We start from the raw sequence: 26,853 nt of genomic DNA, 5'->3' as shown, positions 1-26,853 counted from the left end.
AGGTAAGAGGTGTATGACATGACGAAAATTATGGCAGTCAATGCTGGTAGTTCATCGCTCAAGTTCCAGTTACTCGAGATGCCAACGGAAGAGTTGCTCGCAGTTGGATTGGTTGAGCGTGTAGGGAAAGAAGATGCAATTTTTACAATCAAGTACGGTGAAGGACAGAAGTTCAACGTGGTCACGCCACTTCACACGCACAAAGAAGCGGTTGAATTGACGTTAGAGAAACTGATCGAACTTGATATCATTCAATCGTTCGATGAAATTTCTGGCGTAGGTCACCGTGTGTTACACGGGAAAGAGTTGTATGCGGATTCGGTTGTAATCGATGACGAAGTCATGAAGAACATCGAGTCTTTCACAGAGCTCGGACCACTTCACATCCCACCAAACTTGACTGGGATTCGTGCTTTCCAAGCAATTCTGCCAAACGTTCCACAAGTTGCGGTATTCGACACGGCATTCCACCAATCGATGCCAGAAGAGAACTTCTTGTACAGTCTTCCGTATGAATACTATACAGAGCACGGCGTTCGTAAATATGGTTTCCACGGGACTAGCCACAAGTATGTGACACAACGTGCAGCAGAACTTCTCGGTCGTCCGCTCGAAGACTTGCGTTTAATCTCATGTCACCTCGGTAGCGGTGCGTCAATCGCAGCCGTTGCAGGTGGTCGTTCAATCGATACAACAATGGGCTTCACACCGCTTGAAGGAATCACGATGGGAACTCGCTCAGGTTCGCTTGACCCAGCCCTCATTCCATTCTTGATGCAAAAAACAGGGAAGTCTGCTGAGGACGTCTTGAACGTCATGAACAAAGAGTCTGGTGTTTACGGTCTCTCTGGTATTTCAAGTGACTTACGTGACATCGAGCAAGCGGCTGCAGAAGGAAACCACCGTGCAGAAGTATCTCTCAAAATCTTCTCAAACCGTATTCACGGTTACATCGGTCAATATGCTGCTGAAATGAATGGTGTCGACGCCATCATCTTCACTGCCGGTGTCGGTGAAAACTCGGATGTCATCCGTGAGCGTATCCTCCGTGGTCTCGAATTCATGGGCGTCTACTGGGATCCTTCACTTAACAATGGTGCACGAGGCAAAGAGTTGTTCATCAACTACCCACACTCACCAGTTAAGGTCATCATCATCCCGACGAACGAAGAATTGGTCATCGCTCGTGATACGGTTCGCATTGCAAACCTCGTTGAAGAGCACGCATAAGATCACTCAAACCCACGTTACCTCGCGTAACGTGGGTTTTTTTTGAGTCTTTTTTCCTAACGTGCTAGAGGATGAATAGGACAAATGAATTTTCGCTTTGTAACAATGGGTGCATGTTTTATATCGTTTTGTAACATTTGAGTCATAAAAAAACCATATATTGGATGATTATTTATATAAATATCGCTACTTCGTTTCGGAAGTGCAATTTAAAGCAAAGAATCGGCTGTTTTGACATCAAGTTGTAACGTTCGTGACATTTAAATGAACCGTAAGTGTAACGGCACTGCTACATATTTCATCATATAGTTATCTGGACGAAATATTCGATGTGAAATTCATCGATGACACGATCTGAATTAAGGGAGGAACAATTGCATGCTTAAAAAGTTAGGATGGATGATGCTAATTACGATTTTAGTTTCAACGCTTTTCCTGCCACAATCGCAAGTGCAAGCTGCCTCTTCAAATAAAGTTTATGTCGTTAGTAAAGTGAACGATTTAAATATCCGTTCAGATGCACGAATGGGTACAAAAATTTTAGGTAAGTTAAACAAAGGTCAAAAATTGCAACGTTTAGGTTCAAAAGGAGCCTGGACACAAGTTTATTATAAAAAGAAAAAAGCATGGGTTGCGACAAGTTATGTCACGACAACAGGAGCGAAGAAACAGTCTGTCGGCAAAACGTACACGATGAAAGCATCGGCGTATACACCTTATTGCAAAGGTTGTTCTGGGAAAACGGCTCTCGGTTGGGACGTCCGTAAACAAAAACGTAATGTGATCGCGGTCGACCCGCGTGTCATTCCACTTGGAACGAAAGTTCAAGTATACGTAGGAAGCAAGTTGTTAGGAACTTATACGGCTGCAGATACTGGCGGCGCCATCAAAGGAAATAAAATCGACATCTTAATGTATTCGCACAGTGCGGCGATTCAATTCGGTCGTAAAACGGTTACGGTCAAGGTGTTGTAATAAAGAAAGGGGTCTTGCGATTGCGCAAGACCCCTTTTTCGAGAATAAATGATTATTGACGGACGATGAGCACGTCGCACTTCGCATAGCGGACGATGCTTTCTGAAACACTTCCGATAAAGAAGCGTTCGACAGCGTTCAACCCAGTCGCGCCACAAATAATAAGATCAATATCATGGTTAGGAGCAATCTTTTTAGCGATTGTCACTTTTGGAGAACCGTATTCGATCACGGTCTCGACTTCTTTCACGCCACGTTCTTTGGCACGGTTCACATAGTCTTCGAGTAACTCTTTAGCATACGTTTCTGCGCGTTCGGTAATCGTCCGATCGTAGGCTTCAACTGTCGCGAATGTACGCGTGTCAATCACGTGACCTACATACAGTTTCCCTTCGTTACGAATGGCGACATCGATTGCGGTCTCAAATGCACGTTCCGCCTCTTTAGAGCCGTCAACGGCAGATAGAATGTGTTTGTATACAATTGCCATGTAAATCCCAACCTTTCGCTCGAATTATACGTTCGGCTTACATATATAGTATACCACTTCTTTCGAATTTCACGCTTTTTCGTCATGAAAAGGAGTGAATTTTTTCATAGAATTGTTCACGACATGTCCAAGTTTGGAATTCACGTGAAAGAACGGGTAAAATAAGGCGGAGGAGGTTGGACGATGAAACATGTAATGATTACTTCTGGTGCGAAAGGGATTGGGCGTGTCGTGACAGAACGTCTTTTGCAAGAAGGGTGGCACGTCAGTATATTGCAGCGGAATCCGATTGATTGGGAACATGAGCGGATACATATGATCGAGGCAGGATTGACGAACCGCGAACAACTGCTCTCGGCTTATGAGGAGGCGGTCGAGCGGTTTGGTGAACCGAATGCCTTGATTCTAAATGCGGGTCCATACATTTTTGAACGGAAACCGCTCGTCGAATTGACGGATGAGGAGTGGGATGAAGTGGTGACAGGTAACCTGTCTGCCTCGTTTTGGTTGATGCGTCGCGCGATTCCTTCGATGCGCTCCAATCGTTTCGGGCGCATCATCTCATACGGGTTTCCGGAAAGTGCATCAGCTCCCGGATGGATTCACCGTTCAGCGTTTGCGGCAGCAAAAACGGCACTCGTCAGTTTGACGAAATCGGTCGCTCTTGAGGAAGCGCCTTTTGGGATTACGGCAAATATGGTCAATCCAGGAAACATCGTCGGATCTCAAAAAGAGATGCGTATCGAGGAGGCGGAAATCGATGAAGGAACTCCAGTCGGACGACACGGAACTGGAGAGGATATCGCACGACTCATTTCCTTCCTGTTGCATGAGGAATCAGATATGATTACGGGCGCCGTCATCGATGTGACCGGCGGGGTCAACGTTGTCCATCAGTATCGAAAGTGAGGGGGAGAGCGATGAAGATTGGCGTTGTGACTGACGTTCACGGAAATCTAGAGGCGCTAGAGGCAGTCCTTCATGCGTTAGATACAGAGCAGGTCGACATCATCTGGTCACTTGGTGACATGATTGCGATGGGTCCGGACTCAAACGCGGTCATGGAGCGATTGATTGACCGCGGGGCACACATGATTTCCGGTAATCATGATGAAGCGGTCGTCTCGCTTTTAGCCGGACAGGGACATCCAGAAAGCTATGCGCATACGCGACCGCATCACGAGTGGGTCGCGCGTCATCTTCAATCTAGATATGTGGATGTTCTTGGGTCTCTTCCGCGGACAATCACGGGTGAGTTGGCTAGTCAGAAGGCGTTCGGTATCCATTACCACATCCCGAGCGAAAAGCGTCAAGCTACCATCGTCGAAGAACCATTCCATGATCTTCTAGAGCCGACACTTGAAAACATGCAACGGTTGTATGGAGAGTACGATGGGGATGTCATCTTATTTGGACATCACCACCCGGTTCACCTATTCCAAGACGAGAAGAAGCGGTACGTCAATCCAGGTGCGCTCGGTGTAGCACGAGATGAACTTGCGCGGTTCGCGATTTTGTCAGACGGGGAAAATGGGATGCAGATTGATGTGCGGGCTGTGCCTTATGACAAACGAACATTTCTAGAAAAAATGGAACGTTATGAAGTTCCGCAACGCGACGTCATGTTCCGATTGTTCTATTGAAGAGTGCGTAAAAAGGTGAGGTCCTTGGACCCCACCTTTTTCTTATTGAATCTCTTGAAGTGTTTTCGGATAGCTCGTCAACGTAATCGGACCGCTCTCTGTCATGACGAGGTCATCTTCGATGCGGACACCACCTACGCCCGGTAGATAAATACCTGGTTCGACCGTAAACGTCATCCCGACTTGGGCTGTCATGTCATTGTTCGCCGCCATCGATGGATGTTCATGAACTTCGATTCCGATTCCATGACCGATACGGTGCGTGAAGTACTCACCGTATCCAGCGGACGTGATGACTTGACGGGCTGCGATATCGATCGCTCCGAGCGTCGTACCAACGTTCGCCATCTCGATCGCTGCTTCTTCTGCTTGTAATACCGTTTCGTAAATTTCACGTTGTTTCGTACTCGCTTCACCGAAGACTACCGTTCGGGTGATATCCGAGCAATACCCTTGCCAGACGACACCGAGGTCGAACAAGGCGAAATCGCCTTTCTTCAAACGGTTGTTACCTGGTACACCGTGAGGGTCAGCGCTGTTTTCACCGAACAATACGAGTGTGTCGAATGACATTTCACGAACGCCTTGTTGTTTCATTGCATATTCGATGTCCGCGATGACTTCGAGCTCGGTCACGCCTTCACGAAGTGACCGAATTCCTGCTTCGATTGCCATGTCTGCAAGTTCAGCGGCACGTTTCATTATACGTACTTCATCCGGTGATTTGATCATGCGTAACGTTTGGAGTTCGTCTGTCAAATCGATAATCGACAATCCGGCAAAACCAGCGCGGAGTTGCTCGACACGATTGAATGTCAAATGCTCGCCTTCAATCCCGATACGCTCAGGAACGATTTGGTTATCGAGGAACAACTTGACGATTTTATCCCACGGATTCTCGTGGTCCATGTACGTCACGATTTCACCTGACCAGTCACTCGCTTCGACAATTCCTTTTTCAAGGGCAGGACAAATGATGGCAGTTGTCCCATTCTTTAGGACGAGGATGGCAATCAGCCGCTCGTGTGCTTCTGCGTATACTCCCGAGAAGTAAAATACAGATGCCTTTGATGTGACGAATGCTGCGTCTAATCCTTTCGTCGCTAAAGATTGTGCAATTTGATTGGTGCGTTGATTCAAGATGAATCCCTTCCCTTCTCACTCTTACGTTGACTACTCGTCTATTATAGCTGTTTCGAAAACAGAAAGGAAATGTTGCAATTTGATTAGTACAGTTTGAACAAGTTTGACTGATACAGTATACTAGAAAGAGTAGAAAATGTATTGAGAGAAGGGACTCCGCGTATGACCACAAAACATGAACAGATCATAGCACATATCGAGTCACTCGATGTTGGGTCAAAAATTTCGGTCCGCCAAATCGCCAAAGAGTTAGCTGTATCAGAAGGTACGGCTTATCGGGCCATCAAAGAAGCTGAGAACCTAGGCTTCGTCTCTACCATCGAACGTGTAGGGACGATTCGGATCAAGCGTAAACAAAAAGAGAATATTGAGAAGCTGACATTTGCCGAAGTCGTCAATATTGTCGACGGACAAGTGTTGGGTGGACGAAATGGTTTGCATAAGACATTATCTAAATTTGTCATCGGCGCCATGAAATTGGAAGCGATGATGCGTTATATCGATGTCGATTCACTCGTCATCATCGGAAACCGGGAGAAGGCGCATGAACTCGTCTTGCAGTCCGGAGGGGCCGTGTTGATCACAGGGGGATTTGATACGACGGATGAAGTAAAGCGAATGGCGGATAAGTATGATATGCCCGTCATCTCGACTTCTTACGACAGCTTTACCGTCGCAACGATGATCAACCGAGCGATTTATGACCGCCTCATCAAAAAAGAGATTCTACTTGTCTCGGACATCGTCATCCCGCTTCATGACACGTTTTATTTGAAGTCGGATGACACGGTGAAACGTTGGCACGAATTGAATGAGCGGACGAAGCATAATCGTTATCCGGTCATCGATGAGCAGATGAAGGTGGTCGGGGTGATTACTGCGAAAGATGTAATCGACAAATCGCACGACTATGATATCGAGAAAGTCATGACAAAGAGCCCGATCACGGTCGGCGTCCAGACGAGCGTGACCAACGCTGCGCACCAGATGGTATGGGAAGGGATTGAGATGCTCCCTGTCGTCGATAACTATGGTCGCTTGCTCGGAATCATCAGTCGTCAAGATGTGTTGAAGGCGTTGCAGCTTGCGAATCGTCAGCCGCAAGTCGGTGAAACGTTCGACAACATGATCACGAACCAATTGAAAGAAGATCCTGCGTCGAACGGTACGGCGTTTACTGTCGAGGTTGCTCCGCAAATGACGAGCCATATGGGGACCGCGTCATCAGGTGTGTTGACGACTTTGTTAGTCGAAGGGGCGACGCGCAGTCTGCGTCATATGAAAAAAGGGGATTTGGTGGTCGAGAACATCACCGTCTATTTCATGAAACCGATTCAGATTGAGAGTCAGATTCGAGTGTCGGCAAACGTCTTCGATCTTGGGCGGAAGTTCGGGAAAGTTGATGTGGAGATGACACAAGGTACACAACTTGTCGCCAAGGCGCTTGTCACGGCACAGTTGATTGATCGGTAACTTAAAAGAGCACCGGCTACACGAGTAGCGGGTGCTCTCTTTTTATGAAGGTGTATTCGTCGGTTCTTCTGCGGCGAGCGGATAGATTTTACGGTAACGGATAAATCCAACGACCGCATTGCCTAAGCCGACGACCAACATGACGATACTGACAATCCAACCGACCGATGAATTCAAACCGAATCCACCAACCATTTGGTTCGCGGCGAATAGCGCGAGGAATAAACTTAACCAGATTAAAGCTTGTGTATTGAACAAGGCTTTACGGTTTGGCGTCTTTGTCAAAAAAGCACGACGCTTGAAGACAAGGTACGCTCCGAGCGCAAACAAAATGAGTCCAATCATGACAAGTTGCAAGTGAAGGAACCCCTTTCTTTCTCGTAATCTGTTATCATCATACCATAATAGTGTGTAGGAAAGTGAGGAATCATCATGTGGGCATGGGCGAAAGCGGATTCAATCAAAACAGAAATCGAGGCGGCTGACACCATTTTTATTCATCGACATGTCAGACCAGACCCCGATGCATTGGGGAGCCAGCTCGGGCTCCAACGTATTTTAAAGTCGGTTCATCCGGATAAAAAGATCTATGTAGTCGGCGGTATGGTGCCCGACCTTGAATTTTTAGGAAAGATGGAACACGTTGAGGAAGAAATGTATAAGGATGCGCTCGTTTTGATTCTAGATACAGCGAATCAGGAACGAATCGATGGACCATATGCGTTAAAAGGAAAAACAATCATTAAAATCGACCATCACCCTGATGAAGACCCGTATGCGATGACACAAATCGTGGACACCACGGTCAGTTCGACGTCCGAGATGATTGTGGAGCTGGCGAACATTTGGGATTATCCGATCGATCAAGAAGCGGCATTCTTATTATATGCCGGTATCGTAGGTGACACGGGGCGCTTCCAGTTCCGTAATGCCACGGCACGTACGTTTGAGATTGCTTCGAGATTGATTGACAAAGGCATCGATACGAACAAACTGTACCGACACATGTATAAGACCAACTTAGCGACGCTACAGTTACAAGGGTATGTGTTACAGCACGTCAATGTCACAGAAGAAGGCGTCGGGTATGTGAAGATTGATAAAGATGTGCTCCGGACGTTCCATGCGTCCCCGGAAGCGGCATCGCAACTCGTCAATAGCTTCTCTGGCCTCGAAGGATTGAAATGTTGGGTCATGTTCGTCGAAAACAAAGAAGAGATTCGTGTCCGGATTCGGTCGAAAGGACCTGTCATCAATGAAGTGGCGAAGCGTTACCGTGGTGGTGGCCATCCGATGGCGTCAGGTGCCACGATTAACACGTGGGATGAAATGGATGACGTCATTGCTGCTTTGAATGAAGTCGCAGGAGAGTTCACGTTTGAAGAAAATGAAGAGAGCTGACCGCGGTCAGCTCTCTTCATTTGTCTCCGTTTTCTTGTGGGATAAACCACGTGCCGCGGTCGGTCACATCTTCGACGACATCGAGTTGATATTCTGCAATATACTTTCGAAGTCGGTCGATGATTTCAGGACTGTCCGCAAAGACGGTTTGACCGTTCTGTAATTTTTCTAACTTATCGCGCGCAATTTGTCCCCGATTGATAATCATACGCTTTTGCCCCCTTTTGTCGTGAGTTTTGTCTATAATTATTGTATCAGAGAAGTGGAGAATTGAGTTTGACAATATCATTAAATAGAGAGGAGGACGAAGATGATTCATCTTAATGTCAGAACTGCTTATAGCTTACTACAAAGCACGATTCGACTAGAACAATATGTGATGCAGATGACAGAGCGAGGGAGTCGAGCGGTCGCCATCGCAGACGATGCCTTTTATGGTGTGCCGTCGTTTCTATCCTACTGCAAACGCTATGGGGTGAAGCCGCTCATCGGACTGAGAACCGTCCTTCGACTAGACGGGCTCGATGTGTCGGTACTTGCTTATGCTTCGAACGAAGCAGAACTACAAGAGCAATACCGAATCATCAAGAAAGGCGGGATCGATGAACGTACGACGATGCCCCTCATTGTCCTACCGGAAAACTGGAAAGCGAGCGACCCGGTCCATCGACGTCGTCTTTATCATCAACTGCTGTCTTTTGTAGACGAGAACAGACTATGGCTCGGTCTCCCGGCACCGCAGACGACAGAACAGGTACAGCTGTTAAAGCAACTTCGCATGATGAGAGAAGAGCTTGCCGTCCAATTGATTCCGGTCCCTGAAACGAGATATATGCGACCTGAAGATGTGGAGGGTTTCCGGGCAATCTCTGCCATTCGAGAAGGCGAAGTGATGTCAGAGGAGGATGTACGTCAAAAAGGATTGCACGTGCGGCTTCCAAGCGAAATGAACGACTGGTTCACCGCAGATGAACTGGGCGAACTTGAGCGATTTGAAGCACTGATTCAACTCGAGCAGCTTCCACAAGCGGAAGGCGCGATTCCAGAGTTACCGGACGCTGATCAAAAGTTGAAGCGGCTCGTCGGTGAACGGTTAAAGGCGATGGAACTGATGAAAGAGCCGTATATCGGACGAGCGAAGTTTGAGCTTGACGTCATTGCCAAGACCGGGTTTTCTTCGTATTTCCTGATTGTCGAAGATATCATCCGATTCGCCCGTGAGTCCGGGATCGAGGTCGGTCCAGGTCGGGGGTCGGCGGCCGGCTCGCTCATCAGTTTTGCACTGCACATTACAGAAGTCGACCCAGTTCGCTATGGCCTCCTATTTGAACGGTTCCTCAATCCGGAACGCGTCTCGATGCCGGATATTGACTTAGATTTTGAAGATGAGCGTCGGGAAGAAGTCGTTTCATACGTGCTATCGAAATATGGGGAGGCTCATGCGGCGCAGATTGGTACACTCGCAACCTTTGGGGCAAAGGCGGCCATCCGTGACGTCGCGAGGGCGCTCGGCATGACGTTAGAAGAAGGGCAGGCTGCAAGTAAACAAGTGAAATCAGGTGGGTTGGACGAATTGATGGCGAATCCAAAACAGATGAAATGGTTCGCAGGTAGCCAGAAGCGTCAACAGTTGATTCGGATTGCGAAACAGCTAGAAGGGTTGCCACGTCAATCATCCATACACGCCGCTGGGGTTGTACTCAGTCGTCAACCGATTGAAGACGTGACACCACTTCAACCCGAACTCGAGGATCATGTGACCCAATATAATATGAAGGATTTGGAAGAAATCGGACTACTCAAAATTGATTTGCTCGGGCTCCGAAACTTGACTCGCCTTCGTCAAATGGAGGAATTGGCCCGCGAGAGTGACGCGATGTTCTCCTTAAAGACCATTCCCTTACATGACGCCCGAACGTACCGATTGTTAGCAAGAGGAGAGACGGACGGAATCTTCCAGTTTGAGTCGTCGGGTATGAAACAGGCGTTGCGCCAAGTCAAACCGACAGAGTTTGAGGATATCGTCGTGACGATGTCGCTCTATCGACCAGGACCGATGCAGTTTATTGAAACGTATGCAAAACGAAAACATGGTATGCCATATCAACCGATTCACCCGGACGTCGAAGAAATCATGAAGTCGACATATGGCGTGCTCGTTTATCAAGAACAGGTCATGCGACTTCTTCGAAAACTCGGTGGATATTCATATGCCGAGGCGGATTTAATCAGACGAGCGATTGCCAAAAAAGATACCGGTACGATTGAACGAGAACGAGAGCGGTTTTTACGTCAATCTGAAGGAAAGAACCGAGATGTCTTGTCACAAATCTTCTCTTGGATTGAAAAGTTTGCAGGGTATGGGTTTAACCGTTCCCATGCGGTCGCCTACAGTTTGATCAGTTATCGATTGGCTTACGTCAAAGCGCATTATCCACGTGTTTTCCATGTCGTGACGTCGGAGAAGACAAGTCAACTCGTGAGACTATTGCGTAAAGACAAAATCCCTGTGTATCCGCCAGACGTATTGCACGGTCATGCCGATGCGACACTTGAAGGTCCTGGCGTCCGTCTTGGGCTTAAAGCGATTCAAGGACTGACGAAACGAGACGTCGAACGACTCATCGAGCTGAATGGACAGCTAAAAGACGTCCGGACTCTTCAAGAAGCGATGGAATGGAAGAGTAAAGATCAACTCAAGTTGAGACGTTTGCTAGGAGCTGGAGCGCTTGACCGAATGTATCACGGTGATCGGACGAGTGCGTTTGAAGCAGTCGAACGTTTACGTGAAGAGGCTGGTACGCACTTCTTACCAGATGAACTATCATCACTCGGGCTTAAGCAGAAAAAAGCGAAAGAACCAAACTGGTCTGAAGAAGAGCGGGAAGCACTCGGAACATGGGTTGTGCACTCGCCGCTTACGACGATTCCGGACGTGGGAATTGAGCCCTCCACGATTGAAGACGTTCTGCACGGGACGAACGGGTATCTAGTCGTGTATGTGGATGACGTGCGTACGTTTATGACGAAAAAGCAAGAGCGGATGGGTGTCATGATGGTAGACGATGGGGTGACGCAAGAAGAAGTCGTCGTCTTTCCAAGAACCTTTGCCCAGTTCAGTCGCTCCCTCTACGTAGGAAACATTTTGTTGCTTGAAGTCCATTCGAACGAGCGAGATGGACGCAAACAATTGATTGTCGAACGAGTGCGCCCATTACATGGTCAAGCTTTGTTCGTAAGGCTCACGTTAGATCGATTCTCTGAACTAGAAGATTGGATTCAGCGTGCACAGGGTGACGTTCCGGTCGTTTGTCGGTTCACGGATTCAAAAGAAGTGAAACAACTGGCATCCGCTTTTGCAATCAACCCGAACGAGGAATATGTGTCAGAGGCGAAGAGGCGATTCGGAGAAGAGAATGTTGTCTTAAAACGAGTCGATATGAAAATGGTTGGTCCAGAAACTAGTACCAAGTCCTAAATGATGATATAATTGCACTAATTGGTCTGACCACTTAAGATTGATAAGTGATCCAAATAAGGGAGTTGAACGGTCAGATGCATGAAAAACACGCATCCACATTTCACGAAAATATTTCAAAGATACGAAAATTAATTGTCCAATCGTCACTGGTCCCGGGGGATCGACTTCCATCCGAACGTGAACTTGCGGAGACGCTAGCTATTAGTCGTGCCTCCGTTCGTGAGGCGTTACGCGCATTGAGTTTTTTAGGTATCGTCGAGACAAGGCGCGGCGGGGGTACTTTCCTATGTGAACAGGACCGACATCGCTACATCGAGATTTTGTCGGAGTTCATCGTCACGAAACAGACGAAAGCGACCGATATCATCGAAATGCTTAGACTGTTAGAGCGAATGGCGTTTTCGGAAGTAGAGCCGACGATGGAGCGACTAGCTCAATTAGAGGCAGTGATCGAAGAGGATCGAACGTTTCGTCAGCAACTCATTTTTCAGTTGAAGAATGACTTGTTCATCAGGATTTGGAGCGAAGTGAACCGATTTTTTGAGGGACTAGATGTTGGGGAGTTATATACGCTCGAAGAACGTAAGCGTTTTGTCGAGACGTGGCGTGGAATGGGGATGCCGGAATGAACGAGGGGGAAGCGATGACTGCTTTTTTCAAGAAACCGAAACGATATATGCCGTTGCGTCAACGAGAACCAAAAATTGACGCTCCACAGGGATTGATGACGAAGTGCCCATCTTGTAAATATATGCATTATACAAAACAGTTGAACGAAAACCATAAGGTATGTGACTGTGGCTACCATTTTCCGCTTCATGCACAGGAACGAATCGACATGCTCGTCGATGAAGGTTCTTTCGAACGGTTTGCGGGACCTTCCGTCAAAGCGAATCCGCTCGATTTTCCGGATTACGAAGAAAAGTTGAATAAAGACCGTGAACGGACCGGGATTGAAGAAGCGGTCGTTTGCGGAAAAGCGACGATTGATGGACTACCACTCGTCGTTTGCGTGATGGATGCTCGATTCCGAATGGGGTCGATGGGTGCTTACGTAGGCGAAGCGATTGCCTCTGCTGTTCGCCAAGCGACATCACTTCGTCTTCCGGTCGTCTTATTCACGGCGTCAGGTGGCGCACGAATGCAAGAAGGGATGGTCAGTTTGATGCAGATGGCGAACACGTCCATCGCTTTAAAAGAACATGATGAGGCGGGACTTCTCTACATCGCCTATTTGACACATCCGACGACAGGTGGGGTTTCAGCAAGTTTTGCGATGCTTGGCGACTTAAACGTCGCAGAGCCTGGAGCGCTTATTGGATTTGCGGGAAGACGAATCATCGAACAGACGATTCGGGAAAAACTTCCGGAAAACTTCCAGACGGCAGAGTTCTTACTCGAGTCTGGACAATTGGATGCGGTCATCCATCGTGAACAGATGCGTTCGTTCTTGAAGAAAATGATCGGATTACACGATGGGGGTGTTCGACATGTTTGACCCAATCAAAGAAGTGACCGAACAGTTAAACAAATTGCGTGAGACAGCCGAAACGAAAGGGATTGACCTATCACGTGAGATTCGTCACCTGGAGTTGAAGCTCGACCGATTAGAAAAAGATATTTATGGGAATATGAAACCGTGGGACCGCGTACAATTGGCGCGAAACCCGAAACGTCCGACAACACTCGATTACATCCATCATATGTTCCCTGATTTCATGGAACTCCATGGCGATCGACACGGGTATGATGATGCGGCAATTGTATCGGGACTTGCGACATTCGAAGGTGTTCCGGTGACCATCATCGGGCATCAGCGTGGTCGGAATACGAAAGAAAACATGAAGCGGAATTTTGGGATGCCTCATCCTGAAGGATACCGAAAAGCTTTGCGTTTCATGAAGCAAGCCGAGAAGTTCAACCGTCCGATTTTGACATTCATTGACACGAAAGGGGCTTATCCAGGGAAAGCCGCTGAAGAGAGAGGTCAAAGTGAAGCGATTGCTCGAAACTTGTTTGAAATGGCGACGTTGAAAGTACCGATCGTTTCCGTTGTAATCGGAGAAGGCGGTTCTGGTGGTGCGCTTGGAATTGGTGTTTGCGACCGATTGTTGATGCTTGAGAATAGTACGTACTCGGTCATCTCGCCAGAAGGTGCAGCGGCACTTTTATGGAAAGATGCCAAACAAGCAGAACGTGCAGCAGAAACAATGAAAATTACAGCACAAGATTTGTTCAACCTAGGGATTGTGGATGAAGTTGTAGGGGAAGTGTATGGGGGCGCGCATGTCGATGTGTCATTACAGTCATCACTCTTGAAACCTGTATTATTACAGCACATGAACGAGTTGCTCGATCTGTCGACTTCTCAGCTCATTCAAGGACGTGCGACCAAATATCATCAAATTGGCACAATTAGTGAGTGAAAACGGTAACAATGGCTTTGAATATAGAGTTATTCATTCATCAAGTGACTGCTTTGTAACATACCCTATGCATTTTTTTCACATACTTGTGTTGTAAAACAAAGGTCAGACATGGTATTTTATTTTCAGATTTCGTTAAAACACATAAGAGGTGAGTGACGTGAATTTAAAACGTATTGCGGTATTAACGAGCGGAGGAGACGCTCCTGGAATGAACGCTGCTGTCCGTGCCGTGACCCGAAAAGCGATTTTCGAAGGTCTTGAAGTGTACGGTGTGTATAACGGCTACCAAGGATTAATCGAAGGTGATTTAGTCGAATTAAACCTTGGATCAGTCGGCGACATCATTCAACGTGGAGGTACGTTCCTTCGCTCTGCACGCTGTCCTGAATTCAGAACTGAAGAAGGACGTGCAAAAGCAGTAGAACAGTTGAAGAAGTTTAATATCGATGCCCTCGTGGTCATCGGTGGAGACGGCTCTTATCGCGGAGCTCAAAAATTGACGGAACTCGGATTCCCAACAATCGGCCTTCCTGGTACGATTGATAACGATATTCCGGGAACGGATGCGACAATCGGTTTCGATACAGCGCTCAACACAGCGCTTGACGCAATCGACAAAATTCGCGACACAGCTTCATCTCATGAACGTACGTATGTGATTGAAGTAATGGGTCGCGATGCTGGTGATATCGCGCTTTATTCTGGTCTCGCTGGTGGCGCGGAGTCGATTCTTGTCCCAGAACGTCCAGAAGAGTTGAATGCAATCGTGGAACGAATCAACCACGGGATTGCGCGCGGTAAGAAGCACTCAATCGTCATCGTTGCTGAAGGTGCCGGAAGTGCTGAAGAAATCGGCAAATTGATTGCCGAGAAGACGAACTCAGAAACACGTGTTACGATTCTCGGACACATCCAACGTGGTGGTTCCCCAACTGCTGCAGACCGTGTACTTGCCAGCCGTATGGGTGCTTACGCTGTCGAGATTCTTCTTGAAGGGAAAGCGGGCCGCGTCGTCGGAATCCGTAATAACCAGATGATGGATCTTGATATCGATGAGGCGCTCGACCATAACAAGCACACAATCGATATGCAATTGATTGACCTCGTCAACCAATTGTCGATCTAAACGATTTAAGAAGTTGCAGAGACGGGATCAGGTCTATGGCCCCCCGTTTTCTGTATGTAAGTTGCACTATATCCCCTAGGAGGTTTTTATATTATGCGTAGAACGAAAATTGTATGTACGATTGGACCGGCTTCTGAGAAGCGTCTTCCTGAAATGATTGAAGCTGGAATGAACGTTGCCCGTCTCAACTTCTCACACGGTGACTATGAGGAGCACGGTGCACGTATCCGTGACATCCGTGAAGCGGCGAAAGCAGCTGGGAAAGTGGTCACAGTCCTTCTTGACACGAAAGGTCCAGAAATCCGTACACATACGTTTGAAGATGGAAAAGCTCTTCTTGAAAAAGGGAAAGAAGTCACAATCGTTTCAAGCGAAGAAATCGTCGGAACGAAAGATCGTTTCTCTGTAACGTATGAAGGTCTTTACGAAGACGTAGAAGTCGGTTCACACATCATGCTCGACGACGGTCTCATCGGACTCCGTGTCGTTGAAAAACTTCCGAACCGCGACCTCCGTTGCGTAATCGAAAACGAAGGAATCATCAAGACGAAGAAAGGTGTTAACTTGCCAAACGTCAAGGTAAACCTTCCTGCCCTCACAGACAAAGATATCTCGGACATCGAGTTCGGTATCTCACAAGACATCGACGTCATCGCAGCATCGTTCGTACGTCGTGCGTCTGACGTGGTAGAAATTCGTCAACTTCTTGAAAAACACAACGCGTCACACATCAAGATTTACCCGAAAATCGAGAACCAAGAAGGTGTGGATAACATCGAAGAAATCTTGGCAATCTCTGACGGCTTGATGGTTGCTCGTGGTGATCTCGGTATCGAGATCCCGACAGAAGAAGTAACACCTGTTCAAAAAGAACTGATCAAGAAGTGTAACGACCTCGGTAAGCCGGTCATCACTGCTACGCAAATGCTCGACTCGATGCAACGTAACCCACGTCCGACACGTGCGGAAGCATCTGACGTAGCAAACGCCATCTTGGACGGAACAGATGCAGTCATGCTTTCTGGTGAAACAGCTGCAGGGGACTACCCAATCGAGTCAGTTCAAATGCAAGCTGCAATCGCAGAACGCACTGAGCGTATGCTTGACTACAAAAACTTGTTGAAAGATCGTCAGAAGCGCAGTGAGCATACGGTAACGGATGCGATCTCACAAGCGGTTGCTCACACAGCAATCAACTTGAACGCGAAAGCAATCTTGACGCCAACACAATCAGGATACACAGCTGCTCGTACGGCGAAATACCGTCCAGAAGCGAACATCATCGCAGTCACTGAATCAGAGCGCGTTGCTCGTCAATTGAACCTCGTTTGGGGCGTATACCCGATCGTTGCTGAGACGATGCCAAACAACACGGATGAAATGTTGGTTCAAGCATCAGAAGCAGCACGTCACGCTGGATTCGTCACTGACGGTGACCTCGTTGTCATCTCAGCTGGTATTCCTGCGGCGACAGCTGGTACGACGAACATGATGAAAGTCCACATCGTCGGTCATGCTCTCGCAGACGGACGTGGAATCGGTGAGCGCGGTGTCGTTGGAGAAGTCGTTGTCGCGAAAAATGCGGAAGAAGCAAACGCGAAAGCGAAAGACGGCATGATTCTCGTCGCGCCATTCACAGATAAAGAAATGATGCCTGCCATCGAAAAAGCGGCTGGAATTATCACGGAAGACGGCGGATTGACGAGCCACGCTGGTATCGTTGGACCATCACTCCGTAAGCCAGTCATCGTAGGTGTGGATACAGCTACAACTTCACTTCGTGACGGTCAGATGATTTCAATCGACCCACTCACAGGTAAAATCTACAACGCATAATTGAACGACAATCGAACCGGCCTTCTACAAAGGTCGGTTCTTTTTCCGTTCGAAGAAAGGAATACGTATGAGTGCATATTTATTTTTAATTCTATTGGTGCTAATTGGCGTCATTGCACAAAACCAGTCAATCATTATCGCGAGCAGTGCGTTACTTATCATCAAAGCATTAGGGTTTGGTGATCAATTATTTCCGACACTTGCATCGAAAGGAATCAATTGGGGTGTGACGATTATTACCATTGCCGTACTCGTCCCGATTGCAACCGGAGATATCGGTTTTAAAGAATTGTGGAATAGTATTCGTGGTCCAGTTGGAATCGTTGCATTTGGTTCAGGAATATTTGTAGCCTTAGCAGCGGCGCAAGGCGTGCAATTGATGCGCGTCGACCCGGTCGTCACGACGGCACTTCTCGCAGGCACGATTCTAGCGGTCGGATTCATGAAAGGCGTACCTGTTGGACCGTTGATTGGAGCTGGAATTGCAGCCTTGATTTTAGGTGGATATCAAGTCATTGAAAAATGGTTTTGATATTTTCTGACAACTGAAGCCGCTTACATTTCTTTTTTGCAATAAATTGTTTATACTATATAAAGGACAGGGTAAACGGAGACTGGGTGAATGCAGGGGAGAAGCCCGTCCCGTATCCTTATTCCCTATACACAGACTGTTTTTACGGTCGACTACTTTCAAACAAGACTGAGGGGGAGTTATGAATGTCAACGACAAAAGGGTTAGAAGGTATTGTGGCAGCAGCCTCAAAAGTCAGCTCAATTATTGACGGACAATTGACTTATGGAGGATACACCATTGATGATTTAGCGGACAACGCCACATTTGAAGAAGTTGTATTCTTATTGTGGAATGATCGCTTACCAAATGCAGAGGAATTGACAGCGCTCTCAGAGGCACTCGTGAAAGAAGCGACGTTGCCAGAAGAAGTGATTGATACGTTAGCCCGTGCACCGAAATCAGCCAATGCAATGGCGACGATTCGTACGGCGCTCTCACAACTTGCTCTATATGATGAAGAATCTGAAGACATGAGTGACGAGGCAAACATGCGTAAAGCGATTCGTCTTCAAGCTCAAGTCGCTACAATCGTGACGGCATTCGCACGTCTACGTAAAGGCGAGCAACCTGTCGCTCCGAAGGAAGGTCTCTCCTATGCAGCGAACTTCTTATACATGTTGAATGGAGAAGAACCAAGCGAAGTCGCAGAGAAGACAATCGACAAAGCACTCATTCTTCATGCAGACCATGAATTGAACGCTTCGACGTTCACGGCACGTGTCTGTGTGGCGACGCTTTCTGATATGTACTCTGGTGTGACGGCGGCAATGGGAGCACTCAAAGGACCGCTTCACGGTGGTGCAAACGAAGCAGTTATGAAAATGCTTCATGAGATTGACTCGGTCGACCGTGTTGAAGAATATGTACGTGGTAAATTTGAACGCAAAGAAAAAATTATGGGCTTCGGTCACCGTGTCTACAAAGACGGCGACCCACGTGCGAAGCACTTGAAAGAAATGAGCCGCCAGTTGACTGCTCAAATCGGCGAGCCGAAGTGGTATGAGATGTCTGAGAAAATCGATCATCTCGTTGAAACAGAAAAAGGATTGAAACCAAACGTCGACTTCTACTCGGCATCAACATACTATGCGCTCGGTCTTGAAGAAGACTTATTCACACCAATCTTCGCCGTATCACGGATGTCAGGTTGGATTGCGCATATTCTCGAGCAATATGCGGATAACCGCTTGATTCGTCCACGTGCGGAATATGTCGGTGAAACAAGCCGTAAATATGTTCCTGTGAACGAACGTTAATTCGAGACACATTTTAGACAAAAGTTTGGTAAACTAACAAGTGACGTAGGTCGGCGTACGCGTCGACCTACAGTAATGTACTTAGGGGGATTCATTATGTTGACACAAGGACAAAAAATTACAGTTGAAAACGGTGTATTGAACGTACCAAACGTTCCGACAGTACCATTCATTATCGGTGACGGAACAGGTCCTGATATTTGGAACGCGGCTGTTCGTGTATTCGATGCTGCAGTTGAAAAAGCATACGGCGGCGACAAGAAAATCGAATGGATGGAAGTATACGCTGGGGAGAAAGCTTATAACGAAAAAGGTGAGTGGCTCCCGACAGAAACACTCGATCAAATTCGCGAGTACTTGATTGCGATCAAAGGACCACTTACGACACCGGTCGGTGGTGGAATTCGTTCATTGAACGTTGCGCTTCGTCAAGAGCTCGACTTATACACATGCCTTCGTCCAGTTCGTTACTTCACAGGTGTTCCTTCACCAGTAAAACGTCCTGAAGATACAGACATGGTCATCTTCCGTGAAAATACAGAAGATATCTACGCAGGAATCGAGTACGCGTCAGGAAGCGACGAAGTGAAAAAACTTATCAAATTCTTGCAAGATGAAATGAACGTGAACAAGATCCGTTTCCCAGAGACTTCAGGAATCGGCATCAAGCCTGTTTCTTCTGAAGGGACAGAGCGTCTCGTCCGTGCTGCAATTGAGTACGCAATTGATAACAACCGTAAATCGGTCACGCTCGTACACAAAGGGAATATCATGAAATATACAGAAGGTGCATTCAAAAACTGGGGTTATGCACTCGCTGAAGCTGAATACGGTGACAAAGTGTTCACATGGGCACAGTATGACCGCATCAAAGAAGAGTCTGGCGAAGCAGCTGCGAACGAAGCTCAGTCGAAAGCAGAAGCTGAAGGGAAAATCATCGTTAAAGATTCGATCGCTGATATCTTCCTCCAGCAAATCTTGACACGCCCACGTGAGTTCGATGTCGTCGCGACGATGAACTTGAACGGAGACTACATCTCAGACGCACTTGCGGCGCAAGTAGGTGGAATTGGGATTGCACCTGGTGCGAACATCAACTACATCACAGGACATGCAATCTTCGAAGCGACACACGGCACAGCTCCGAAATACGCAGGTCTTGATAAAGTAAACCCATCTTCAGTCATCCTTTCAGGTGAGATGATGCTCCGCCACATGAACTGGAACGAAGCGGCTGACCTCATCATCAACTCAATGGAGAAAACAATCGCTTCGAAAGTTGTCACATATGACTTCGCACGTCTCATGGACGGCGCGACAGAAGTGAAGTGTTCTGAATTTGCGGATGAATTGATCAAAAACATGTAATTCAAACGAATAAGTCGCCAATTGAGGGGGAGAGCTCATGATTCGTCGTAACAAAATTTCTGTAATTGGAAGTGGCTTCACCGGTGCAACCACTGCACTATACCTGGCTCAACGTGAGCTAGGGGATGTCGTTCTACTCGATATGGAAGAAAAAGTTGGACCGACGAAAGGGAAAGCGCTCGACATGCAAGAAACGGCTCCGATTCAAGGGTTTGACGCTTGGGTCACAGGAACATCGGATTACGCCGATACGGCTGATTCGGACATTGTGGTCATCACGGCGGGAATCGCGCGTAAGCCAGGGATGAGTCGAGACGATCTCGTTGCAACGAATGCAAACGTCATGCGTTCTGTCGTCAAAGAGATTGCTCGCTATTCTCCGGAAGCGATTTTGATTGTCTTGACGAACCCGGTAGATGCGATGACTTATGCGGCGTTCAAAGAATCGGGTTTCCCGAAAGAACGCGTCATCGGACAATCTGGTGTGCTGGATACGGCTCGTTTCCGGACGTTTGTCGCTCAAGAATTAAACGTTTCCGTCAAAGATGTATCCGGGTTTGTTCTCGGAGGACATGGTGACGATATGGTGCCTCTCGTGCGTTACTCGTACGCCGGGGGAATCCCGCTTGAAAAACTCATACCACATGAGCGGATCGAGCAAATCGTCGAACGGACACGTAAAGGTGGCGGTGAGATTGTCCAACTGCTAGGTGACGGTTCGGCGTATTATGCGCCAGCTGCCGCAATCGTAGAGATGGTCGAGGCGATTTTAAAAGATCAGCGTCGAATCTTACCTGCTATTGCTTATTTAGAAGGCGAGTACGGATTTAGCGATTTGTATCTTGGCGTCCCGACTATTCTTGGGAAACATGGCATCGAGCAAGTACTTGAGCTCGACTTGACGGATGAGGAGAAAGCAGCACTTTCACGTTCTGCCGACTCGGTCCGCTCCGTATTAGGCGTCTTATAAGAAGAAAGTGCTTCCTACAATTTTGTGGGAAGCACTTTTTTGCGGTTTCCATCATGTGGGGCATGCTACACTGAAAGTGGATTTGTTTTGTTTTTGTAAAGATTTACTTTGAGGTTGGTCGTTGCAAGCTTTGATTTGTAAAATAGAGAGTGACATTTGATGGATTAAGAGGAGGAAGTAGTGTGGCTGATAAAGTAATAGTTGTCGACGATGAAGTATCGATTGCGACGTTATTAAAATTCAATTTAGAACAAGCTGGTTTCGAGGTGGAGACCGCGCATGACGGGAAAACGGGATTGGAACTGGCTGAAAAGAAAGATGCCGTCTTAATCGTGCTCGATTTAATGCTTCCGGAAATGGACGGACTTGAAGTGTGTAAACGACTCCGTCAACAAAAAGTCAACACACCGATTTTGATGCTCACGGCGAAAGATGATGAGTTTGATAAAGTTCTCGGACTCGAGCTCGGTGCAGATGACTATTTGACGAAACCGTTCAGTCCCCGGGAAGTCGTGGCCCGTGTCAAAGCGATTCTAAGACGCTCGGCGCCACAAGAAACCGCGGTTGAAGAGGATGTCATTCAAATTGGTGACGTAAAAATTGTCGCTTCGAACTACGAAGTGTTCAAACAAGGAGAACGTCTTGAATTGACTCCGAAAGAATTTGAACTGTTAGCTTATTTAGCCAAAAACAAAGGACGTGTGCTGACACGAGACCAATTATTATCCGCTATTTGGAATTACGATTTCGTCGGTGACACGCGAATCGTCGATGTCCATATCAGTCATCTCCGTGAAAAAATCGAACCGGTCACGAAGAAGCCGACGTATATTAAAACGATTCGTGGACTCGGTTATAAAATGGAGGAGCCGACTTCGGAATGAAGACGTATCGCTCTAGATTCATGACGACGCTCATTCTTCTCGTCACGGGCGTACTTTTGACGCTTGGCATCGTGCTCGGCCAACTGTTTAAAGATTTCTATTTGGATTCTGAACGTGACCGCTTGAAAGAGGATGCTCAGCTCGCTGCCCTATACCTTGAAGGGGGAGAGCTAGACGAAATTCGAGAATATGTCGGTCAAATCGATGACGGGAGTAGCTTTGATATTTTGCTACTCAATAGCAGGAATGAAGTCATCGCCGGGACACCGTTTCGTGTCGGCTCAATCGATTATAAGATTGAGCCAAGTCTAGTGCCTGAAGACGGAACGTTTGGTGAAGCGGACGAAGATGAGTTGATCCAGTTCACAAAACCGATTGAACTTGCGACGGGGGAGACAGTCTATTTAACGTTCATCCGTTATGTTTCAGACCTTGAAGGCGTGTATGATCGAATTTGGTTAACAATCGCGCTCGCGCTGTTCTTTTCATTTTTCATCATCTTATTCGTCCTTCAGCATCTGACGAACCAATTTATACGACCAATCGATGAGGCGACCATCGTCTTACGGGAACTCGCCGATGGTAATTATCGGGCTCGCGTTTACGAACTGCGAAATGACGAGGAAACCGGAAGTCTCGCTGGATCAATCAACGTCCTCGCCCGAAATTTGGAGTCAATTTCACTCGGAGAATCGGTTCAGCGAGCACGACTCGAATCACTCATCGAATATATGGGGGCAGGGCTCCTTCTCGTGGACGAGCGAGGCATCGTCACATTAGTCAACCGTTCGTATCGCGAGATGTTCCAATACGATGATTTGTCGATTGGACAATTTTATCACGGGATGTTACCGAGTCCTGATGTTGAGACTCTGATCGAAGACGTGTATTTGACGGAAGAAGTTCATCGTCGTCAGCTGTCGATTCGAACCGGCTTCAATCAGAAAACGTATATGGTGTCTGCTGCACCGATTTTCAGTGATACGGGAATGCTTCGTGGGACGACATTATTATTTAACGACATCACGGAGCTGAAGCGACTCGAGAAGATGCGGAAAGACTTTGTCGCGAACGTCAGTCATGAACTCAAGACCCCGCTCACCTCCATTCGTGGATTTAGTGAGACATTACTCGACGGGGCTAAAGAAGTCCCTGAACTCCGCGACCAGTTCTTAGACATCATTCAAAAAGAGGCGACGCGGATGCAGATGCTCGTTGAAGATTTGCTTGAGCTGTCGAGATTAGAGCGTGATGATTTCCAGATGGAGTTGGTATCCGTCGACTTGAACCAGCTCGTCGATGAGGTATGTCTCTTGCTCAGTCAGAAAGCGGACAAAAAGTCGATTCATCTAGAGGCGAAGCATCATGGGACGGCCGTCTTACAGGCCGATTTGAACCGGATGAAACAAGTCATCATGAACCTCGTCGCGAACGCCATCAACTATTCTCCGGAAGGAAGTCGTGTCGAGATTTCCGTCGAGGCGAATGAGGATGCGTACAAGTTACGCGTGAAGGATAATGGAATCGGGATTGCTGAAAAAGAAGTCAGTCGAATCTTTGAGCGCTTCTATCGTGTTGACAAAGCAAGAAGCCGAAATTCAGGTGGCACGGGTCTAGGTCTTGCTATCGTGAAACACATCATCGATCTCCATCATGCGACAATCGATGTCGATAGCGTCGAGGGCAAAGGGACGACGTTCACCATCACGTTCCCGCGGGTTTGAATCCCACTTGACCGCTGATTCTTAGTCACTTTACAAAACCTTGCTATTCAATTCATATTTACTTTACAAAACCTTGCTATTCTTATGAATGAGACCTCTTCATCATCTCGTGACTCGATCGGTGCTCATCTCCACACGGTCGAGAATTTGGCCCTTTTCTATTCGTAGAAAAGGGTCTTTTTTTTCGAACGCTTGTACCCGTATGGTATGATGAATGAAGAGAAGAATGGAGGTCGATTGAATGAATAAACTACTAGTCCTAGATGGGAACTCCTTAACATATCGTGCGTTTTTTGCACTGCCTCCGATGTCGGACGCGTCAGGTCGAAATACGAACGCGGTGTACGGCTTTACGATGATGTTGTTGAAATTGATGGAAGATGAGCAACCGACGCACTTTGCCGTTGCGTTCGATGCGTCAAAGAAGACATTCCGTCACGATACGTTTGCTGACTATAAAGGAGGGCGTCAAAAGACTCCTGGGGAATTACGCGAACAGTTCCCGCTCGTGCGAGACGTCTGTCGTGCGTTTGGTATCGCTGTCTTAGAACTTGATCAATATGAGGCGGATGATATCATCGGCACGCTCTCCAAGGATACATCATACGATCAAGTGACGATTGTGACGGGAGATAAAGATTTACTCCAACTGATTGATGATCGCGTGACCGTCTACTTGACGAAGCGAGGCATCACAGATGTCGAAAAAATGGACGAAACGGCATTCCAGGAACGTTATGAGGGACTACAACCGATTCAGATGATCGACTTAAAAGGGTTGATGGGGGATAAGTCGGATAACATTCCAGGTATCCCAGGTGTCGGTGAAAAGACGGCGCTCAAGTTGATTTCAACGTATGGAACCGTCGAATCCCTGTACGAACATACGGATGAACTAAAGGGGAAACAGAAAGAAAAAGTGGAAGCGAACGAGCGAGAGGCGAAGATGTCAAAACAGTTGGCGACGATTTATACGGACGTGCCAATTGATGTGACAGTCGACGATCTCGTCTTTAAACCTTATGATGCTTCTGTCGTGAAGCCCCTGTTCATGGAACTTCAATTCAAGTCGTTGATTGGTAAATTAGCGGACAGCTCTACAGAAGAAACGGTCGAAAAAGAAGTACGGCCAACCATCGACCTTTCTGAACAAGATTTGTCTCGAGCTGTCCTATTCCTCGAACAACTACACGATGACTATTTCGAAGAAGACATCGTTGGGGTTGCAATCGCATCAGATCGTGGCTTGACCGTCGGTGACGTGACACTGTTACAAGATGCACGAGTCAAGGAATGGATTGAAGACGAATCGAAGACGACGATTTGTCTCGATGCTAAACAAACAATCATTCAGTTGAAACGTCATCAGTTATCCCTTCGCGGTTACGAAGATTTACTCGTTTCCGGATATTTGTTGAATTTATCTGGTGGAACGTCACTCAGCTCGATTGCTTCTCATTTCGCATACCCTCTTGAAGAAGATGAAGCAGTTTATGGGAAAGGCGCAAAAATAAAAGTCCCTGATGAGGAAGTATTCCATTCCCATCTCGCGGAGAAAGCACATGCGATTTTGACGTTGTTCGAACGTGTCGCTTCAGAGTTGAAAGACAACGAACAGACGGAATTATATGAGGCGCTTGAAAAACCGCTCGTCTCGGTGTTAGCCGAGATGGAATGGGCAGGCATTCATGTAAACGTGGAAACACTTAAACACATGGAGACAGATCTTCGTGAGCGCCTGTCTGCGCTTGAAGTAACGATTCATGAATTGGCCGGCGAACCGTTCAACATCAACTCGCCGAAACAGCTAGGGGTAGTCCTGTTTGAGAAATTAGCGCTTCCCCCTGTGAAAAAGACAAAGACGGGTTACTCGACTGCGGCGGATGTCCTTGAGAAGTTGGCGCCGCTTCATCCGATCATCGAGAAGATCATGCATTATCGTGAACTCGGGAAACTACAGTCGACCTATGTAGAAGGATTGCAGAAAGTTGTGAAGGAAGATGGCAAGATTCACACCCGGTACACGCAGACATTGACGCAAACGGGACGACTCTCGTCGGTCAACCCGAACTTACAAAACATTCCGATCCGATTAGAGGAAGGACGTCGAATTCGTAAGGCGTTCACCGCAAGTGAGCCGGGCTGGGTACTCTATGCGGTCGATTACTCACAGATCGAACTTCGAATCATGGCGCATATGTCACAAGATGAGAAAATGATGGCGGCCTTTTTGCATGATGAGGATATCCACACGTCGACGGCGGCGAACGTGTTCAAAGTCGCAAATGAGGAAGTCACTTCACTCATGCGTCGTCAGGCGAAAGCCGTCAACTTCGGAATCATATATGGAATCAGTGATTATGGGCTCTCGCAAAACCTAGGTATCACACGAAAAGAAGCACAAACGTTTATCGATACGTACTTTGAACAATTCCCGGGAGTGAAGACGTTCATGGATGCTGCGATTGAACGGGCTCGTGAACATGGGTTCGTCGAGACGATGTTAAAACGACGTCGTAATATCCCAGACATTCACTCTCGTAATTTCAACTTGCGTGGATTCGCTGAACGTACGGCCATCAACACACCGATTCAAGGAACGGCAGCCGACATCATCAAAAAAGCGATGATTGACGTCGATCACGCTCTTCAATCATCGCAACTTCAATCCAAGTTGTTGTTACAAGTACATGATGAATTGATTTTTGAAGGTCCGGCTGAAGAGATGGAAGCATTAGAAAAATTGGTGACGGAAGCGATGGAACATACGGTGACACTCGATGTTCCGTTACGTGCGGATGGAGCCGTTGGAACGACATGGTTCGATACGAAATAAGAAGATAGAAAGGA

Annotated in this window: 23 protein-coding genes; 19 read left to right on the top strand and 4 right to left on the bottom strand. The window is 47.4% G+C overall.

All coding sequences use genetic code 11. The annotated features are described in order from the left end of the window. Nucleotides 1–18 precede the first annotated feature (18 nt). A complete protein-coding gene (locus KNO86_RS04165) occupies nt 19–1,230 on the top strand; it encodes an acetate kinase (RefSeq protein WP_214693261.1) in 1,212 nt (403 codons plus the stop codon). 378 nt (nt 1,231–1,608) lie between these two features. Beyond that, nucleotides 1,609–2,205, top strand: a complete 597-nt coding sequence (locus KNO86_RS14750; protein WP_214693259.1) for a 3D domain-containing protein — start codon at nt 1,609–1,611, stop codon at nt 2,203–2,205. 52 nt (nt 2,206–2,257) lie between these two features. Here the strand turns inward: KNO86_RS14750 and KNO86_RS04155 are convergent, their stop codons facing one another. Next, entirely contained in the window at nt 2,258–2,695 is a 438-nt protein-coding gene (locus tag KNO86_RS04155) for a universal stress protein (RefSeq protein WP_012726732.1), read from the bottom strand. 183 nt (nt 2,696–2,878) lie between these two features. On the opposite strand from KNO86_RS04155, the gene KNO86_RS04150 reads away from it, so the two are divergent. Further along, entirely contained in the window at nt 2,879–3,604 is a 726-nt protein-coding gene (locus KNO86_RS04150) for an SDR family oxidoreductase (RefSeq protein ID WP_214693257.1), read from the top strand. Between the two features lie 11 nt (nt 3,605–3,615). After that, nucleotides 3,616–4,338, top strand: a complete 723-nt coding sequence (locus KNO86_RS04145; protein ID WP_214693256.1) for a metallophosphoesterase family protein — start codon at nt 3,616–3,618, stop codon at nt 4,336–4,338. A gap of 42 nt (nt 4,339–4,380) precedes the next feature. On the opposite strand, the gene KNO86_RS04140 is transcribed toward KNO86_RS04145, so the two are convergent. Further along, nucleotides 4,381–5,478 (bottom strand): M24 family metallopeptidase, encoded by a 1,098-nt coding sequence (locus KNO86_RS04140; protein ID WP_214693254.1) that lies wholly within the window; start codon nt 5,476–5,478, stop codon nt 4,381–4,383. A gap of 165 nt (nt 5,479–5,643) precedes the next feature. Between KNO86_RS04140 and KNO86_RS04135 the strand changes: the two genes are divergently transcribed. After that, a complete protein-coding gene (locus tag KNO86_RS04135; protein ID WP_074033433.1) occupies nt 5,644–6,954 on the top strand; it encodes a DRTGG domain-containing protein in 1,311 nt (436 codons plus the stop codon). Nucleotides 6,955–6,996: 42 nt separating this feature from the next. Here KNO86_RS04135 and KNO86_RS04130 read toward each other — a convergent pair whose 3' ends face one another. Beyond that, nucleotides 6,997–7,311 carry a YtpI family protein gene (locus tag KNO86_RS04130; RefSeq protein ID WP_074033432.1) on the bottom strand — a complete coding sequence of 105 codons (315 nt, stop codon included), beginning with the start codon at nt 7,309–7,311 and terminating at the stop codon, nt 6,997–6,999. A 75-nt stretch (nt 7,312–7,386) separates the two neighbouring features. Between KNO86_RS04130 and KNO86_RS04125 the strand changes: the two genes are divergently transcribed. Beyond that, nucleotides 7,387–8,355, top strand: a complete 969-nt coding sequence (locus KNO86_RS04125; RefSeq protein WP_214693252.1) for a DHH family phosphoesterase — start codon at nt 7,387–7,389, stop codon at nt 8,353–8,355. Nucleotides 8,356–8,371: 16 nt separating this feature from the next. On the opposite strand, the gene KNO86_RS04120 is transcribed toward KNO86_RS04125, so the two are convergent. Continuing rightward, on the bottom strand, nt 8,372–8,563 hold the full coding sequence (locus KNO86_RS04120) for a YtzJ family protein (RefSeq protein ID WP_074033430.1): 192 nt from the start codon (nt 8,561–8,563) through the stop codon (nt 8,372–8,374). Nucleotides 8,564–8,665: 102 nt separating this feature from the next. Between KNO86_RS04120 and dnaE the strand changes: the two genes are divergently transcribed. The 13 genes from dnaE (at nt 8,666) to polA (ending at nt 26,839) form a co-directional block, all read left to right on the top strand. Continuing rightward, complete coding sequence (gene dnaE / locus KNO86_RS04115; RefSeq protein ID WP_214693250.1) at nt 8,666–11,833, top strand: DNA polymerase III subunit alpha; 3,168 nt, start codon at nt 8,666–8,668, stop codon at nt 11,831–11,833. A 77-nt stretch (nt 11,834–11,910) separates the two neighbouring features. Then, nucleotides 11,911–12,465 carry a FadR/GntR family transcriptional regulator gene (locus KNO86_RS04110; RefSeq protein ID WP_214693242.1) on the top strand — a complete coding sequence of 185 codons (555 nt, stop codon included), beginning with the start codon at nt 11,911–11,913 and terminating at the stop codon, nt 12,463–12,465. Between the two features lie 14 nt (nt 12,466–12,479). Continuing rightward, entirely contained in the window at nt 12,480–13,334 is an 855-nt protein-coding gene (gene accD / locus KNO86_RS04105) for an acetyl-CoA carboxylase, carboxyltransferase subunit beta (protein ID WP_214693241.1), read from the top strand. Further along, nucleotides 13,312–14,262 (top strand): acetyl-CoA carboxylase carboxyltransferase subunit alpha, encoded by a 951-nt coding sequence (locus KNO86_RS04100; RefSeq protein ID WP_214693239.1) that lies wholly within the window; start codon nt 13,312–13,314, stop codon nt 14,260–14,262. Before accD ends, KNO86_RS04100 begins: the two co-directional genes overlap by 23 nt. Before the next feature lie 160 nt (nt 14,263–14,422). Further along, entirely contained in the window at nt 14,423–15,391 is a 969-nt protein-coding gene (gene pfkA, locus KNO86_RS04095; RefSeq protein WP_214693237.1) for a 6-phosphofructokinase, read from the top strand. 93 nt (nt 15,392–15,484) lie between these two features. Next, complete coding sequence (gene pyk, locus KNO86_RS04090; protein WP_214693235.1) at nt 15,485–17,227, top strand: pyruvate kinase; 1,743 nt, start codon at nt 15,485–15,487, stop codon at nt 17,225–17,227. Nucleotides 17,228–17,294: 67 nt separating this feature from the next. Then, nucleotides 17,295–17,759 (top strand): DUF441 domain-containing protein, encoded by a 465-nt coding sequence (locus tag KNO86_RS04085; protein WP_074033425.1) that lies wholly within the window; start codon nt 17,295–17,297, stop codon nt 17,757–17,759. A 185-nt stretch (nt 17,760–17,944) separates the two neighbouring features. Then, on the top strand, nt 17,945–19,057 hold the full coding sequence (gene citZ / locus KNO86_RS04080; RefSeq protein WP_214693233.1) for a citrate synthase: 1,113 nt from the start codon (nt 17,945–17,947) through the stop codon (nt 19,055–19,057). Nucleotides 19,058–19,156: 99 nt separating this feature from the next. Beyond that, nucleotides 19,157–20,425, top strand: coding sequence for an NADP-dependent isocitrate dehydrogenase (gene icd, locus KNO86_RS04075; protein WP_214694005.1), 1,269 nt, complete (start codon nt 19,157–19,159; stop codon nt 20,423–20,425). Nucleotides 20,426–20,462: 37 nt separating this feature from the next. Beyond that, nucleotides 20,463–21,395 carry a malate dehydrogenase gene (mdh, locus tag KNO86_RS04070; protein WP_074033422.1) on the top strand — a complete coding sequence of 311 codons (933 nt, stop codon included), beginning with the start codon at nt 20,463–20,465 and terminating at the stop codon, nt 21,393–21,395. A 182-nt stretch (nt 21,396–21,577) separates the two neighbouring features. After that, nucleotides 21,578–22,279, top strand: coding sequence for a response regulator transcription factor (locus KNO86_RS04065; protein ID WP_074033421.1), 702 nt, complete (start codon nt 21,578–21,580; stop codon nt 22,277–22,279). Further along, nucleotides 22,276–24,003: a two-component system histidine kinase PnpS gene (pnpS, locus tag KNO86_RS04060; protein ID WP_214693231.1), complete on the top strand. Its 1,728-nt coding sequence runs from the start codon at nt 22,276–22,278 to the stop codon at nt 24,001–24,003. The genes KNO86_RS04065 and pnpS overlap by 4 nt, the downstream gene beginning before the upstream one ends. Before the next feature lie 241 nt (nt 24,004–24,244). Then, nucleotides 24,245–26,839, top strand: a complete 2,595-nt coding sequence (polA, locus tag KNO86_RS04055) for a DNA polymerase I (RefSeq protein WP_214693229.1) — start codon at nt 24,245–24,247, stop codon at nt 26,837–26,839. Nucleotides 26,840–26,853: the final 14 nt, after the last annotated feature.

The organism is Exiguobacterium sp. s160 (genome assembly GCF_018617575.1).
Classification (GTDB): Bacteria; Bacillota; Bacilli; order Exiguobacteriales; family Exiguobacteriaceae; genus Exiguobacterium; species Exiguobacterium aestuarii_A.
Note: the sequence above shows the minus strand (reverse complement) of the source record. Positions and strands in the feature narration are given on the sequence as shown.

Bases quoted from the DNA above. Each gene is read 5' to 3' on its own strand.
- KNO86_RS04165 (WP_214693261.1), top strand. From the start codon at position 19: ATGACGAAAATTATGGCAGTCAATGCTGGTAGTTCATCGCTCAAGTTC.
- KNO86_RS14750 (WP_214693259.1), top strand. From the start codon at position 1,609: ATGCTTAAAAAGTTAGGATGGATGATGCTAATTACGATTTTAGTTTCA.
- KNO86_RS04155 (WP_012726732.1), bottom strand. From the start codon at position 2,695: ATGGCAATTGTATACAAACACATTCTATCTGCCGTTGACGGCTCTAAA.
- KNO86_RS04150 (WP_214693257.1), top strand. From the start codon at position 2,879: ATGAAACATGTAATGATTACTTCTGGTGCGAAAGGGATTGGGCGTGTC.
- KNO86_RS04145 (WP_214693256.1), top strand. From the start codon at position 3,616: ATGAAGATTGGCGTTGTGACTGACGTTCACGGAAATCTAGAGGCGCTA.
- KNO86_RS04135 (WP_074033433.1), top strand. From the start codon at position 5,644: ATGACCACAAAACATGAACAGATCATAGCACATATCGAGTCACTCGAT.
- KNO86_RS04125 (WP_214693252.1), top strand. From the start codon at position 7,387: ATGTGGGCATGGGCGAAAGCGGATTCAATCAAAACAGAAATCGAGGCG.
- KNO86_RS04120 (WP_074033430.1), bottom strand. From the start codon at position 8,563: ATGATTATCAATCGGGGACAAATTGCGCGCGATAAGTTAGAAAAATTA.
- dnaE (WP_214693250.1), top strand. From the start codon at position 8,666: ATGATTCATCTTAATGTCAGAACTGCTTATAGCTTACTACAAAGCACG.
- KNO86_RS04110 (WP_214693242.1), top strand. From the start codon at position 11,911: ATGCATGAAAAACACGCATCCACATTTCACGAAAATATTTCAAAGATA.
- accD (WP_214693241.1), top strand. From the start codon at position 12,480: ATGACTGCTTTTTTCAAGAAACCGAAACGATATATGCCGTTGCGTCAA.
- KNO86_RS04100 (WP_214693239.1), top strand. From the start codon at position 13,312: ATGGGGGTGTTCGACATGTTTGACCCAATCAAAGAAGTGACCGAACAG.
- pyk (WP_214693235.1), top strand. From the start codon at position 15,485: ATGCGTAGAACGAAAATTGTATGTACGATTGGACCGGCTTCTGAGAAG.
- KNO86_RS04085 (WP_074033425.1), top strand. From the start codon at position 17,295: ATGAGTGCATATTTATTTTTAATTCTATTGGTGCTAATTGGCGTCATT.
- citZ (WP_214693233.1), top strand. From the start codon at position 17,945: ATGTCAACGACAAAAGGGTTAGAAGGTATTGTGGCAGCAGCCTCAAAA.
- mdh (WP_074033422.1), top strand. From the start codon at position 20,463: ATGATTCGTCGTAACAAAATTTCTGTAATTGGAAGTGGCTTCACCGGT.
- pnpS (WP_214693231.1), top strand. From the start codon at position 22,276: ATGAAGACGTATCGCTCTAGATTCATGACGACGCTCATTCTTCTCGTC.
- polA (WP_214693229.1), top strand. From the start codon at position 24,245: ATGAATAAACTACTAGTCCTAGATGGGAACTCCTTAACATATCGTGCG.